Annotated in this window: 13 protein-coding genes; 5 read left to right on the forward strand and 8 right to left on the reverse strand. The window is 73.0% G+C overall.

Annotation, left to right across the window (positions count from 1 at the left end; genetic code table 11):
- Positions 1-77 precede the first annotated feature (77 nt).
- Positions 78-1,535: an MFS transporter gene (locus AB0I81_RS29195; RefSeq protein ID WP_360662892.1), complete on the forward strand. Its 1,458-nt coding sequence runs from the start codon at positions 78-80 to the stop codon at positions 1,533-1,535.
- Between the two features lie 73 nt (positions 1,536-1,608).
- Here the strand turns inward: AB0I81_RS29195 and AB0I81_RS29200 are convergent, their stop codons facing one another.
- Both AB0I81_RS29200 and AB0I81_RS29205 read right to left on the reverse strand, forming a co-directional pair.
- The gene (locus AB0I81_RS29200) at positions 1,609-1,731 is read right to left on the reverse strand and encodes a hypothetical protein (protein WP_360662894.1); all 123 of its coding nucleotides are present in this window, start codon (positions 1,729-1,731) and stop codon (positions 1,609-1,611) included.
- 142 nt (positions 1,732-1,873) lie between these two features.
- Positions 1,874-2,038, reverse strand: coding sequence for a hypothetical protein (locus AB0I81_RS29205; protein WP_360662896.1), 165 nt, complete (start codon positions 2,036-2,038; stop codon positions 1,874-1,876).
- On the opposite strand from AB0I81_RS29205, the gene AB0I81_RS29210 reads away from it, so the two are divergent.
- Together AB0I81_RS29210 and AB0I81_RS29215 are read left to right on the forward strand one after the other, a co-directional pair.
- Entirely contained in the window at positions 2,009-2,209 is a 201-nt protein-coding gene (locus AB0I81_RS29210; RefSeq protein ID WP_360662897.1) for a hypothetical protein, read from the forward strand. The two genes, AB0I81_RS29205 and AB0I81_RS29210, sit on opposite strands and share 30 nt — an antisense overlap.
- Positions 2,210-2,699: 490 nt before the next feature.
- Complete coding sequence (locus AB0I81_RS29215; protein WP_360662898.1) at positions 2,700-3,140, forward strand: ATP-binding protein; 441 nt, start codon at positions 2,700-2,702, stop codon at positions 3,138-3,140.
- Positions 3,141-3,171: 31 nt separating this feature from the next.
- On the opposite strand, the gene AB0I81_RS29220 is transcribed toward AB0I81_RS29215, so the two are convergent.
- Together AB0I81_RS29220 and AB0I81_RS29225 are read right to left on the reverse strand one after the other, a co-directional pair.
- Positions 3,172-3,945 (reverse strand): GAF and ANTAR domain-containing protein, encoded by a 774-nt coding sequence (locus AB0I81_RS29220; protein WP_360662900.1) that lies wholly within the window; start codon positions 3,943-3,945, stop codon positions 3,172-3,174.
- A gap of 64 nt (positions 3,946-4,009) precedes the next feature.
- A complete protein-coding gene (locus AB0I81_RS29225) occupies positions 4,010-4,729 on the reverse strand; it encodes a GAF and ANTAR domain-containing protein (protein WP_360662902.1) in 720 nt (239 codons plus the stop codon).
- A 200-nt stretch (positions 4,730-4,929) separates the two neighbouring features.
- On the opposite strand from AB0I81_RS29225, the gene AB0I81_RS29230 reads away from it, so the two are divergent.
- Together AB0I81_RS29230 and AB0I81_RS29235 are read left to right on the forward strand one after the other, a co-directional pair.
- A complete protein-coding gene (locus AB0I81_RS29230) occupies positions 4,930-5,568 on the forward strand; it encodes an NAD(P)H-binding protein (protein ID WP_360662904.1) in 639 nt (212 codons plus the stop codon).
- A 267-nt stretch (positions 5,569-5,835) separates the two neighbouring features.
- Complete coding sequence (locus AB0I81_RS29235; protein ID WP_360662906.1) at positions 5,836-7,287, forward strand: amidase; 1,452 nt, start codon at positions 5,836-5,838, stop codon at positions 7,285-7,287.
- Positions 7,288-7,302: 15 nt separating this feature from the next.
- On the opposite strand, the gene AB0I81_RS29240 is transcribed toward AB0I81_RS29235, so the two are convergent.
- The 4 genes from AB0I81_RS29240 to AB0I81_RS29255 form a co-directional block, all read right to left on the reverse strand.
- Positions 7,303-8,523: an FAD-dependent oxidoreductase gene (locus tag AB0I81_RS29240; RefSeq protein WP_360662908.1), complete on the reverse strand. Its 1,221-nt coding sequence runs from the start codon at positions 8,521-8,523 to the stop codon at positions 7,303-7,305.
- 261 nt (positions 8,524-8,784) lie between these two features.
- Entirely contained in the window at positions 8,785-9,582 is a 798-nt protein-coding gene (locus tag AB0I81_RS29245) for an alpha/beta hydrolase (protein WP_360662910.1), read from the reverse strand.
- Positions 9,583-9,749: 167 nt separating this feature from the next.
- Positions 9,750-10,868 carry a hypothetical protein gene (locus AB0I81_RS29250; RefSeq protein ID WP_360662912.1) on the reverse strand — a complete coding sequence of 373 codons (1,119 nt, stop codon included), beginning with the start codon at positions 10,866-10,868 and terminating at the stop codon, positions 9,750-9,752.
- 16 nt (positions 10,869-10,884) lie between these two features.
- Positions 10,885-13,650 (reverse strand): DEAD/DEAH box helicase, encoded by a 2,766-nt coding sequence (locus AB0I81_RS29255; protein ID WP_360662914.1) that lies wholly within the window; start codon positions 13,648-13,650, stop codon positions 10,885-10,887.
- Positions 13,651-13,675: the final 25 nt, after the last annotated feature.

Genomic DNA, 13,675 nt, shown 5'->3' on the forward strand with positions numbered 1-13,675 from the left:
CCGGGTTTCGTGTTCTCCGGCCCCGGTACGGCTGCCGGCAGGGCCCCCCGATTTCTTTGGATCAGGAGTCCCCTGTCGTGTCTTCCTCCGCGCTCGGCAACGAGCCGCACCACACCACCCAGCCCCCGGCACCTGGGCTGTCGAAGATGGGCCTGGCGGCCTGGATCGCCCTCCTGGTGCTGCTGGGCGCCGAGCTGATGGACATGATCGACCAGTCGGTCGTCCTGACCGCCCTGCCCGCGATCCAGGAGTCGACCGGCGCCGGACCGGACGCGGTGCAGTGGCTGACCACCGGCTACTCACTGCCCATCGCCCTCGGGCTGATCACCGGCGGACGCCTCGGCGACCTCTACGGCAGACGCAGGATCCTGCTCATCGGCACCGCCGTGTTCACCACGGCCTCGCTGCTGTGCGGCCTGGCCACCGGGCCGGGCGCGCTGATCGCCGCCCGCGCGCTCCAGGGCCTGGGAGCGGCCCTGATGATCCCGCAGATCCTGGCCACCCTCCATGTCACCTTCGAGGGACAGAACCGCAGCAAGGTGTTCGGTCTGTACGGGGCCGTCATGTCACTCGCCAACGTCCTGGGCCCGGTGATGGGCGGCCTGCTGACCCAGGCAGACCTGTTCGGGCTGTCCTGGCGGCCGATCTTCCTGGTCAACGTGCCCGTCGGCCTCGCCGTCATCCTCCTGGGACGCAGGTACATCCCCGAGTCGACCGCTCGGAAGGCCGACCGGCTCGACCTGACCGGCGTGCTGCTGTCCGCGCCGGCCATCGTCCTGATCGTCTTCCCGCTCACCGAGGGGCACCTCCATCACTGGCCGCTGTGGTGCTTCGCCCTGCTCACCGCGGGCCTCCTCATCCTCGGCGTCTTCCTGCGCCACCAGCAGCGCAAGCAGGGCAACGCCCCACTCGTGCCCCTGTCCCTCTTCCGGAGCCGGCAGTTCTCCGGCGGCATGGCCGCGCAGCTGATGCACGGCCTGCTGTGCGGGCTGTTCTTCATGACCTGGACCCTCTACCTCCAGCACGGGCTGGGCATGAGCCCCTTCCACGCGGCCCTGGCCTTCGTGCTGCTCTCCCTCGGAGAGCTGGCCGGCGCGACGGTCGCGGCGAAGAGCGCCGGGCGCTTCGCCCGCCGCCTGCCCCAGGCCGGAGCCCTCATCACGCTCGCCTCGATGGCCGCCTACGGGCTCCAGGCCGACGCAGGCCAGGCCGGCCTGACCCTGCCGGCGATGACCGCCCCGGTGGTACTGATCGGCTTCGGCCTCGGCATGGTGGGCGGCCCGCTCGCCGACATGTCGCTGGCCAGGATCCCGCATCAGGCCGCCGGGGCCGCCTCGGGCCTGTTCAACGCCGTCATGCACCTGGGCATCGCCCTCGGTACCGCGCTGACCGTCCTGCTGTTCTTCACCACCACCGGCGGCTCACCCGACGCCGGACTCAACCGCGACGCGTTCATCACCGTGCTGTGGTGGGTCGGCAGCCCCCTCGCCCTGATGTGGGCCCTCATGTTCTGCCTGCCCAAACAGGCCGACTGAGCCACTCATCCGATTCGCGCAAGTTCGGGCCCTGGGCGCCTCGAAGGAAAGATCCCGATCGTGCAAATCGGGATCAGGGCTCCAGCACGACCCGGTAGCGGGCCCGTCCTTCGCGCAGCCGGCGCACCGCGAGGCCGGCCTGCTCCAGCGACAGGCGTTCGAGGCGCGGCCGGACGTCGTTGGCGGCCGCGAACAAGCTGCTACATCGCCGGCCTGATGACGGGGCGGGCTGGGGTGGGTCGGGCGGCACCGGGGAGAGGTCAGGCCCAGGCTGACTCGGAGACCTCGCGCCACTTGGCGTCGGAGTCGGCCTGGGCGGCGCCGGCGGCGTCCCAGTACTACAGGGCGTCGCGCCCGAGCAGGATCCGGGTGGGCGCGTCGTCGCGGCCGGCGAGGTCGCCGATGATCTGCGCGATCCGGGCCGGGTCGGCGGAGTTGGCGGCGGCGCCCTCGCCGTACTGGCCCGCCGGCAGGTGCCCGAGCTCGGTGAGCGCAGCGAGCAACTGGCCGCATCGGTGATCATGGTGATCGGCGCCGTGTGGACGCACGCCCGGCCCTCGGCGGCCATGCTCGCCGCCTACGCGGCCGACCCGACGCTGGCCGCGATGAAGATGGACTTCGCCCCCGCCCTGCGGGCGCTGGTGACCACCCTGATAGCCGGCACCCTGGCCTGAGGGCCGACCCCGGCCGTGGCGACCATGGCGATCGGCGCAGGCCCATCCCGCCGGTGATGAGCACGCCGGGCAGCACGATGCCGGTGAGCAGCCCGCCGGCGCGCGATCCCACCGCCCCGCCCAGCCGCCGTCGCCTCGTGTGACCGCACGGTCAGGCAAATCTGACTTGGCGGTGCGTGCTGCCTCTGCCGGCAGGGGTAGAAGCAGAACTTGGAGTCCGGCTGCCCCAGACCCCGGCGGTCTCTCATCCTTGTCCAGCGAAAGACCGTGAGCGTGGTGGCCAGCCGACCCTCTTGCTTTCTGCTCGCCGATGGCGTCGGCGCGGTGTGTCGCCATGCCGCCGGCCGGCGCCGAGGCCCAGTTGACGGACATGCGCCGTCTCCCCTCCCGGGCGCGACCCCGTGGCGGGCATTGTGGCGGGCATTGTGGTGGGCATTGTGGCGGGCACGCTTGGGTCGTCGGCGACCTGCCGATGTGAGGGTGGTGGAACATGACCATTTGGTCCGTTTTTTCCCACAGTGACCGGCACGCGTTGCTGGCCTGCGACTTCACCCTCGACGAACTGGCCGGCCTGCGGGACGCGGTGGCCGGGCAGGCCGCGCGGGCCGGACTGGTCGGCGCGCGTGGAGACGATTTCGTGCTGGCCGTGCACGAGGGCGCGGTCAATGCCGTTGACCATGGCGGCGGGTCCGGCCGGGTGCGGCTGTGGCGTACCCGGACGTTGTTGTGCTGTCAGATCAGCGACGACGGGCCGGGGCTGCCGGCATACCGCAGATGGGCGCGGCTGCGCGGGCCGATCGGCCGTCGGCCGGAACCCCGCGAGACCGGCGGGCGCGGCCTGTGGCTGATCGGCCGGTTGGCCGATGACAGCAGCCTGTCCAGTGGCCCTCACGGCACGATCGTGCAGCTGGCCTTCCTGTTGCCGCACTGATCAGGCCACCGCGGGGCGCCGGACTGCCGGGTCAGGGGCCCTGCGCGGATGGGGGAGCGGGACTGCCGCCCGCGTCCGGCGGCGGGTCGGCGGTGCGCGCCACCACGGCCTGGGCCAGCTCGGTCAGGTTCAGGCGGTGGCTGCGGGCGTGCCGGCGCAGCAACGCGAAGGCATCTTCCAGGGGCAGCGTGTGCCGCTCGCCGAGCATGCCCTTGGCCTGCTCGATGACCACCCGGCTGGACAGCGCGCGCTGCAGCTGCTCGGACAACATCTGGCCCTCGCGGATGGCGCGTTCCTGCAACAGGCCGATGGTGGCGATGTCGGCCATCGCCTGCGCCAGCGCGGCGGTGCCGGCATCCAGCTCGCCGGGCTCGGCGCGGAACAGGTTCATCGCGCCGATGACCTGGCCGCGCAGCCGCATCGGCAGCGCGCTGACCGCGCGAAAACCCGCCCGGTCCGCTTGTTCGGCGAACTGCGGCCAGGGCGTGGCCGGCGGGCTGGTCAGGTCGGCGCAGTGCACCGCCCGGCCGGTGCGGAAGCAGTCCAGGCACGGCCCTTGGTCGTTTTGCAGCTGGAACAGCTCCAGCAGCCGGGTCTGCTCGCTGGAGGCGCCCATCAGTCGCAGGTGGTCGTGCTGATCGGTGAGCAGCAGGCCGGCGGCGTTCACGCCGAGCAGGCCGACGCACCGCTCGGCGAGGCTGTGCATGAACTCGATGATGTCGAACCCGGTTACCAGCGTGTCGGCCAGGGCGATGAACGCCTCGGCCACCTGGCGTTCCGGGCCGCGAGCCACGGAACTTTCCACCTTCGGCAGCCTACGCCGCCCTCCCGCCGTGAAGTAGAGGGGGGAATGGTCGGCCCGCCGTACCTCAGCCGCCGGCCGGGGAGAACCGCAGCCTGTGCGCGACCACCCGGCGCGCCACCTCGGTCAGCGGCTCGTCGGCGGCCAGCGCGTACGCACGCAGCCGCAGCAGCGCCTGCTCCACGGTGCAGTCGGCCTGGATCGCGACGATGCCGCTGGCCTGGTGGATCTGCGGGCCCAGCGCCAGCGCCGCGACGGCCAGCACCTCGCCGTCGCCGTCCATGGTGACCATGCTCAGCAGCAGGGCCAGCGCCGCCGAGGCGAAAAGCCCGGCCCGCGCCTGTTCGGCCTCATCCAGCATCCGCGGCCGGTCCTGGCACAACACCAATATCCCGGCCACGACCGTGCCGGCCAGCAACGGGAAGGCGAACACCGCGCGCACCCGCGCGGCCTGCCCCAGGGTGGTGAACAGGGGCCAGCGCGCCTGTGCCTCCACCGTGAGCAGGTCGGCCACCAGCACCGGCCGGCGCTCGCTGACCGCGTCCACGCACGGCCCGTCCCCGCTGGTCAGCTCCGCCTCCGCCAGACCGCGGCTCAGCTCACCGACCACGTGCACCGGCTCCAGCCGCAGCCCGGGTACGCCGCTGACCGCCGACAACCCGGCCCCGCTCACCCGCAGCGCCCGTACGCACGCCACGCAGGCGTCCTGCACCGCGACCGTGCCATGGCGGTCCGCCGCGGCTTCGCCGATCAGCGTCCAGACCCGCAGCGCTCGTTCATCGCTCACCGGCCATGACCACCCGCCTCGCAACCCTCGCATCCCGAGGACGCGTACTCCCCTCACCCTACGCCCGCCCGGAGCGGCCCGCAGAGCGTGCGACGGCTTCCCCCGCCCTGATCCGGCCTGCCGCCCGGAGGAAGGACCGGCTTACCCGCCGGATAGGGTGAGCGATCACTTACCTGTCTTGTCCTGGAGGGAGCAGACCCGTGAGGATCACGGTCTTCGGAGCGACCGGCGGCACCGGCCTGGAGCTCCTGCGGCAGGGGCTGGACCTGGCCCACGAGGTCACCGCCGTCGTACGCGACGCCGCCCGCCTGCCCGCCGAACTGCGCGACCGTCTCGACGTCGTCGAGGCCGACGTGATGGACCCCGAGGCCATCGCGCCGGCCGTACGGGGCCGCGACGCGGTGCTGAGCGCGATGGGCGCCCGCGACAGCGGCCCCACCACCGTGCACTCGGCCAGCACCGCCGCCATCCTGGCCGCCATGGACGGGGCGGGCTGCCGCCGTCTGCTGCTGGTCAGCGCCGGCGGCCTGGAGGCGGACGCGGGCGACGGCCCCTTCACCCGGTACGTGCTCAAGCCCTTCCTCATCCAGCGCCTGTTCCGCCACTCCTACGCCGACCTGGCCAGGGCGGAGGGGCTGCTGCGGGCCAGCGGCGCCGACTGGACGATCGTGCGGCCGGCGCGCCTGACCGACGCGGGCCGGACGAACCGCTACCGCACGGCCAGGGACCTCGCCGTGCGGGGCGGGCTGAGCACGACCCGCGCCGACCTGGCCGACTGCATGCTGGCGTTGATGGGCGACCGCGCCTCCATCCGGCACGTCATCTCCGTCGCCTCCTGACGCCCCGAAAGGCAGAAGAAATTCAAAACTCTTCACCCCGCTTACTGGACAATCCTCGCGCGCTATGGCCAAGCGAATAGTCGATGGCCGGAGAGAAAGAGACGTTCATCTCGTTGCGCGAAGCGGGGTTTCATGCCCTTGCCCATGCGTTTGACTCGCTGAGCTGGGGTTATGCAAAATTGGTGGGTGGTCTCGGCCGGTGAAGGCAGCCGTTTCGACTTTCCGGGGGATTCGGGCGACTTAAGGCAGGCCGTTAGAGTCCACTTCATGGAATGGGATTTCAAGGCGGCCGAAGATCTCGCGGCCGCATTGCGTACCGGTGAAGTGAGCTCGGTCGAACTGACCGAGGGGGCGATCGCCCGTATCGAGCGGGACGACGAGGCGATCAACGCGATCTGCGTGCCGGACTTCGACCGTGCGCGGGCCGCCGCACACCAGGCCGACCGGGCCCGCGCGCGTGGTGAGGACCGGCCGCTGCTCGGCATCCCGGTGACGGTCAAGGAGTCGTACAACATCGCAGGCCTGCCCACGACCTGGGGCATGCCGGCGCACCGGGACTACATGCCGGCCGAGGACGCCGTACAGGTGTCGCGGCTCAAGGCCGCGGGCGCGGTGGTGCTCGGCAAGACCAATGTGCCGCTGGGGCTGCAGGACATCCAGAGCTTCAACGAGATCTACGGCACCACCGCCAACCCGTGGGACCACGGGCGCACGGCGGGCGGATCCTCCGGCGGGTCGGCGGCGGCCCTGGCGTCCGGGTTCGGCGCGCTGTCCATCGGCTCCGACCTCGCCGGCTCGCTGCGCACCCCCGCGCATTTCTGCGGCGTGTACGCCCACAAGCCGACGCTCGGACTGGCGGCCACCCGCGGTATGGTCGCGCCGTCGGAACCGGCATGGCCGGTCGACCTCGACCTCGCCGTCGTCGGCCCGATGGCGCGCACCGCCCGCGACCTCACGCTCCTGCTCGACGTCATGGCCGGACCGGACCCGCTGACGCACGGCATGGCGCACCGTCTGGCGCTGCCGCCCGCCCGTCACGAACGGCTGCGCGACTTCCGGGTCCTGATCCTCGACGAGCATCCGCTCCTGCCGACCGGCTCCGCCGTGCGGGCGGGCGTGAACCGGGTGGCCGCCGCGCTCGCCGATGGCGGCGCCCGCGTCGAACGGCACAGTCCGCTGCTGCCCGATCTGGCCGAAGCCGCGACGCTCTACATGCGGTTGCTGATCTCCGGCTCCGTCGCGCGTTTTCCCATCGATTCGTACGAGCGGCTACGGACCCGCGCCGCCGCACTGAGCGCGGACGACCAGAGCCTTGACGCCGTACGGCAGCGCGCCCTGGTCTTCAGCCACCGCGACTGGATGGAGGCGGACAACCGCCGTGAGGCCCACCGCCACGGCTGGCGGCAGTTGTTCGCCGAGTTCGACGCCGTGGTGTGCCCGATCACGCCGACACCCGCGTTCCCGCACGACCACAGCCCCAATCCCATGGAGCGGCGGCTCGACATCGACGGCGCCGGGTACCCGTACTTCGACCAGCTCGCCTGGGCCGGCCTGGCCACCATGCCCGGCCTGCCCGCCACCGCCATACCCGCGGATCGGTCCCCCGAGGGCCTGCCGGTCGGCGTGCAGCTCATCGGCCCGATGTTCGAGGACCGCACCCCGCTGCGGCTGGCCGAACTGCTCGAGCAGCGGATCGGCGGCTTCCGGGCACCGAACTAGCCTGTTCCCCGTTCTTCAAGCGGCTTCGGAACGGGGGAAGAACGGCAGCTCGATGCTGACCCGATCGGCGGCGGCGAGGATCTGCGAGGCGTCGTCCACCGGCGGATGGATGTACTGGTTGACCAGCTTCTTGATGTCCGCGCCCGCCGCCCCCGAGGCCATCACCCTGCGGTCCCAGCCCCGGGTGAAGACCGCGCCGGCGCCGCCCAGGTCCAGGCAGGTGACGTACGGGCCGGGGGTGAAGTCGCGCGGCGGCACGCCGAGCAGGTCGGCCGCCGCGTTGTACCCGGCGACCTTGCCGAGCGGGGTGGCGTGCTGGCACGCCTGCATGACCGTGTGCTCGGCGTCGAACGCCGCCGCGGCGGTGTCCCCGGCGGCGAACACGCCGGGGAGGGCGCGCAGGTGGCGGTCCACCGGCACCCGGCCGAGGTGGTCGAGTCCGGCTTCGGCGGAGATCTGCCGGGTGAGCTCGCTGGCCCGCATGCCCGCCGACCAGACCACCACGTCCGCCTCGGCCCGGGTTCCGTCGGAGAGCAGGGCGTACCCGTCGCCCACCTCCGTCACCGTCGTCCCGAGGCGGCGTTCGATGCCCAGCTCGTCCAGCGCCGCCTCGATCTCCTCGCGCGGGCCGGGACCGAGTTGCGCGCCGACCACCCGCGAGCGGTCCACCAGCAGCACCCGGCCGCGTGCGGCCAGCGCGGTCGCCGCCTCCAGGCCGGTGAATCCGGCGCCGACGACCACGGCGGAGTAGCCCTCCCGGTCGCGCAGGTGGTCGGTGAGCCGCCGGGCTCCGTCCAGGGTGTCGATGTCGAAGAGCCGTTCGGCGCCGGGCAGGGCGCGGGGGCGCGCCAGCTTGCTGCCCGCCGCCAGCACCAGGCGGTCGTAGGCGATCTCCTCGCCACCGGCCACCACCACCCGGCGGCCGGTGTCGATCGTGCTCACCGAGGCCCGCAGGTGCTCGACGCCGATCGGTCCGAGGATTCTGCGGAGGTCCACCTTGGCCTGGTCGGGTTCCGGCTCGTACAGGCGGGGCCGGAGCACCAGGTGCTCGTTCGGCGCGATGAGCGTGATGCGCAGGTCAGCGCCTGCGCGAGCCGACGCGGCCCGGGCGGCTGCGGCGTCTCCGTGGCGCCGCGCCGCTTCCGCTTCGGTTTCCGCTTTCGCGCGGGCCAGGGCCGCCCCCGCCGCGCTCCACACGCCCGCGAAACCGCCTCCGATGATCACAACGTGTGCCATGTCCTGCCCTCTCAGTCTCGCCCCCGGTCAACATGGGGGGTCCGACAGGGAGACACGCGGGCGGGGGCAGATGTGACCGGGATTCGGCGGCCGACGGTCACACGCCGACTGTGCCCGGAACTCGGCGGACGGTGGCCACACGGCGACGCCTGCGGGGACGCCTGCGGGGAGCCGGCGCAGGCTGTCGCGCAGCGCCCCCGGGTCCCGGGCATGGGCGGAGGTCCGGCGGGGCGGCAGGGCCGCGCCGGACCTCCCGCTCACTCAGCCGGCGTGTTTGAGCGCCCAGTCCAGGGCGTGGTCGGCGATCTCCTCCCAGCCCTTCTCGGCGGGCATGAGGTGCGCCCGGCCCGGATACTCGACCACCTCGGTGAGCGTGCCGGCCGCCTTGTAGTGCTTGGCGTTGGACCGCTGGATCTTGGGCGGCATGAGGTTGTCGTGCTCGCCGGCGATGAACAGCAGCGGCTTGCGCTGGTCGTTGTGGTAGTTGACCCAGTTGTCGTCCTTGCCCGGGTGGATGTTGGCCAGAGCGCTGCCCCAGAAGATGTGCCCGGAGGCCGGGATGTGGTAGCGCTCGTAGGTGGCGCGAGCCTCCTCCTCGGGGAAGGTGTTGGTGAAGGCGTAACGCCACTGGTCGTAGGTGAAGCCGACCGCCTTGTGCCGGTTGGCCGGGTTCTTCAGCACCGGGAAGGTGGCCTTGATCTGCGACAGCGGGATCACCTGCACGCCTTCGGTCGGTGCGGAGTTGATGGCCACCCCGGCGGCCCCGAAGCCGTGGTCGAGCAGGATCTGGGTGAACACGCCCCCGGCGGAGTGGCCCATGATGATCGGCGGGTTCTCCAGACCGCGAATCAACGTCTCCAGGGACTCGATGATCTGCGGCACGGTGACCCGCTCGATCGGCGAGGGGTCGGCGTTGAGCGCTTCCACCTCGACCTCGAAGCCGGGGTAGGCGGGGGCCAGGACACGGAAGCCCCTGGCCTCGTAGCGGGTGATCCAGTGCTCCCAGCTCCGTGGGGTGACCCAGAAGCCGTGGATCAGGACGATCGTGTCGGGTTTCATGGCTGCTCCTAATCGGGTGGCCAGATGGGCGGGATCACCTTGCAGGCCGCTGCCGGTCACCTCCGCCCCTTCCGCCGGACCCTGAGCGTATGAGGCGGCCATCGCCCTGACCAGGGTCCCCGCCCCGGGTGAGCGGCGCGTCCTGGCCGCTCCCGGGGCGGTTCCGGTCAGGTGAGCAGGGCCGAGGGGTCGCGTTCCGGCGGGCCCGACGGGCACCACTCGCCCTCGCGCAGCGTGAAGGGGTACCAGCGGCCGTCGCGGCCGTAGCGCAGTTGCAGGGGGCCGAGGGTCCAGCGGTTGCGCCACGCCTCCACCCGTGGCGGGCTCTCGCCCTCCCAGCCGGACTCCAGCAGCGCCTGCGCCCTGGCCAGGTCGCGGCGGGGCGGGGTCCAGGCGCGTTCGAGGGCGTCCAGGCCGTCGGCGCCGCCGTACCGCCACGCCTGGACGGCCTGCTCGGGGCCGGTGGCGAGGTCGTGGTCGGCGGCCAGCCTGATGTGGTCCTGGTGTTCGGTCAGGTCCGGCAGTTCGCCGCGCAGCAGCAGGTCGCGGGCCCGGGCGGCGGCCGAGGCGGCCAGCACGGCCAGGGCCGCGACGTCCACAGCGGCGTTCGTGGAAAGGGACGGTTCCAGGGCGGGTGGGGTGTAGGCGACGTCGTACGGGGGCGGCCCGGGCAGCGGCGGCACCCCCACCGCATACGCCGGCACGACCGGCACCCCGGCCGGTTCGGCGGCGGGGGCCTGGCGTAGCTGGAGGGCGTCGATGAGGTCGCGCTCGCCGCGTCCGCGCATCAGCAGCAGCACGAACGGGTCGGCGTCCAGCAGCCACGACGCCTGATAGCACAGGGCGGCGGCGTGCTCGCACGGGTGCCCCCAGTCGGGGCAGGGACATTCGGGCTCCAGGTCGCCGACGGCGGGCAACAGCGGCACGGCGGCGTCCTCGGCGGCCTCGACCAGTTCGTGCGGCATGTCCCGGTCGAGCAGCGCGGCGATGTGCCCGGCCTTGGCGGCCACCTGATCCAGGAAGCGTTCCCAGGCGGCTTCGGTGAGCTGCTCGACGCGGACCACGACGTCGTACTCGGTCTCGGCGACGGCGGCGATGCGGCCGGGGCTGACGGTGATGGGGCCGAGCCGGCCGGTCTTGGCGTACGCGCGGCCCTTGCGCAGCAGGTTGTGGTCCAGGGAGGTGTCCTCCATGGCCTGCACCCAGGCGCGTCCCCACCAGGAGGTGGCGAAACGGGCGCCGGCGCGCTGGCGGGGGAAGGCGGCGAATCCGCGGGCGTCGGTCATCGGGGCTCCAGGGGGGTCATCGCAGCTCCACCAGGGCGGCGAGTTCGGCGTCGGTCAGCTCGGTGAGCGCCGCCTCGCCCGAGGCCAGCACGGCGTCGGCGAGCGAACGCTTGGCGACCAGCATCTCGGCGATGCGGTCCTCGATCGTGCCCTCGGCGATGAGGCGGTGCACCTGCACGGGCCTGGTCTGGCCGATGCGGTAGGCGCGGTCGGTGGCCTGGTCCTCCACGGCCGGGTTCCACCAGCGGTCGTAGTGGATGACGTGGTCGGCGCGGGTGAGGTTCAGCCCGGTGCCGGCGGCCTTGAGCGACAGCAGGAACACCGGGACGCGGCCGTCCTGGAAGCGCTGGACCATCTCCTCGCGGCGGGGCACGGGGGTGCCGCCGTGCAGGAGCTGGGTGGTCACGCCGCGCTCGGCCAGGTGGCGTTCCAGCAGGCGGGCCATGGCGACGTACTGGGTGAAGACCAGCACGGCGCCGTCCTCGGCCACGATGGTGTCGATCAGCTCGTCGAGCAGTTCGAGCTTGCCCGAGCGGCCGGGCAGGCGCGGGCCGCTCTCGTGCAGATACTGGGCGGGGTGGTTGCAGATCTGTTTGAGGCCGGTCAGCAGCTTGACGATCAGGCCGCGCCTGGCCATGCCGCTCGCGGAGGCGATCTGGGTCATGATCTCGCGTACGACGGCCTCGTACAGGCCGGCCTGCTCGGTGGTGAGCGCGACGGGCCGGTCGGTCTCGGTCTTGGGCGGCAGTTCGGGGGCGATGCCGGGGTCGCTCTTGCGGCGGCGCAGCAGGAACGGCCCGACCAGCCGCGACAGCCGCCCGGCCGTCTCGCCGTCGCCGGACTCGACGGGTTTGGCCCACCGCGACCTGAACCTGGCCAGCGGGCCGAGCAGGCCCGGCGTGGTCCAGTCGAGGATGGCCCACAGCTCCGACAGGTTGTTCTCCACGGGGGTGCCGGTCAGGGCGACGCGGGCGGCGGCGGGGATCTCGCGCAGCGCCTTGGCGGTGCCGGAGGCGGGGTTCTTGACGTGCTGCGCCTCGTCGGCGACCAGCAGCCCCCACGGGTGGGCGGCCAGGCGGGCCGCGTCCAGGCGCATGGTGGCGTACGTGGTGAGCACGAAGCCCTCGGCGGCCGGTTCGCGGCTGCTGCCGTGGTAGCGGCGTACCGGCACCCCCGGCGCGAACCTGGTGATCTCGCGCTCCCAGTTGCCCAGCAGCGAGGCGGGACAGACCACGAGCGCGGGCCCGGCCCCCTCGGCGGCGCGGTGCAGCTGCAGCGCGATCAGCGTGATCGTCTTGCCCAGGCCCATGTCGTCGGCCAGGCAGGCGCCCAAACCGAGCGAGGTCATCCTGGCCAGCCAGCGCAGCCCGGCGAGCTGGTAGTCGCGCAGGGTGGCGGCCAGGCCCGGCGGCGGGCCGACGTCGGCGGGCTCGGCCAGGCGTTCGCGCAGGTCCCGCAGCCAGGCGGTGGGCTCGACGGGCACCTGCTCGCCCTCGACCTCGACCGTGCCGGTCAGCGCGGCGCCGAGGGCCTCGATGCCGGTCAGCGGCTTGAGGTCGCGCCGGCGGGCCTTGCGGGCCAGGTCGGGGTCGATGAGCAGCCACTGGTCGCGCAGCCGTACGACGGGGCGGTGGGCCTCGGCGAGGCGGTCCATCTCCTCGGCGGTCAGGCGTTCGCCGCCGAGGGCGAGCTGCCAGTCGAAGCTGGTCAGGTGCTGGCCGCCGAGGAAGGAGGGCAGGTCGGAGGGTGCGGCGTCGCGCTCGCCGACGACGGCGCGGGCGCTGAGGCCGCGTACGAGGGACTTGGGCCAGTGCACGTCCACGCCGGCGGCGGCCAGCCGGTCGGCGGCGCCGGCCAGGAGGTCTTCGACGTCGGCGTCGGTGAGGGTGAGCTCGTCGGGCACGGCGCTGTCGAGCAGCCGTTCCAGGCGGGGCCAGGCGCGGGCGGCGCGGCGTACGGCGAGGGTGGCCTCGATCCTGGCGCGGGCACCGAGGCCGGGGTCGCGGCCCTGCCACAGGTCGGCCGCGTCCACGACGAGGGAGGGGTCGGCCAGGCTGTGGAACTGGGCGACGGCACGGAACTCGGTGTCGGGGCCGCCCTCCCCGAACTCCGCCTCCAGGCGCAGCGACAGCCGCACGCCGGCGTCGAGCCCGGCCGAGACCTCCTCGGCCCAGCGGCGTAGGTGGGGGACCTTGACGGGTTTGACGGCGGCGAAGGCGGTGGTGCCGGTGGCGCGCACGGCGCCGGGGGAGCGCGGCATGGCGTCGGCCACGGCGTCCAGGAAGGCGCGCAGCAGGGTCTCGGCGTCCGGCAGCAGCAGGTCGTCGGGGGCCGGTGCGGGGTCGAGGGGGATGGCGCGGGCGGTGGCGGGCATGGCGGCGGCCAGTTCGCGTACGCGCTGGGCGTCGGCGGCGTCCAGCGGCCCCGCGCGCCACGAGTCGTGCCCGCCCGGCGTCACCCCCGGCAGGATGCGGCCCCGGGTCACGAGTTGCAGCGCGATGAGCGCCGCCGCGCCCCAGAAACGGGCGGCTGGGTGGGCCGCCGGATCCATCCGGGCTCTGGCCAGCGCGGCGACCGCGTCGGCGATCGGGACGAGGGTGGCTGCCGCGGGCCGGACGATGATCCGGCCGTCGTGTTCTTCGGCTATCGTGACCCGCCCGTCGCCGCCGGGACCTCCGCCGGGACCTCTGTCGGTGTTGAGGAAGGCGATGTGCCCTGACCTGGGTGGGTCGCCGGGTTGGAACACTGCCGCATGCCGTACCAGATCCGTTGAAGAGCTCACGGCCGTACAGTGTACGGTACATGGG

This window comes from Nonomuraea sp. NPDC050404 (assembly GCF_040655495.1).
GTDB lineage: Bacteria > Actinomycetota > Actinomycetes > Streptosporangiales > Streptosporangiaceae > Nonomuraea.

Bases quoted from the DNA above. Each gene is read 5' to 3' on its own strand.
- AB0I81_RS29250 (WP_360662912.1), bottom strand. From the start codon at position 10,868: ATGACCGACGCCCGCGGATTCGCCGCCTTCCCCCGCCAGCGCGCCGGC.
- AB0I81_RS29235 (WP_360662906.1), top strand. From the start codon at position 5,836: ATGGAATGGGATTTCAAGGCGGCCGAAGATCTCGCGGCCGCATTGCGT.
- AB0I81_RS29245 (WP_360662910.1), bottom strand. From the start codon at position 9,582: ATGAAACCCGACACGATCGTCCTGATCCACGGCTTCTGGGTCACCCCA.
- AB0I81_RS29215 (WP_360662898.1), top strand. From the start codon at position 2,700: ATGACCATTTGGTCCGTTTTTTCCCACAGTGACCGGCACGCGTTGCTG.
- AB0I81_RS29240 (WP_360662908.1), bottom strand. From the start codon at position 8,523: ATGGCACACGTTGTGATCATCGGAGGCGGTTTCGCGGGCGTGTGGAGC.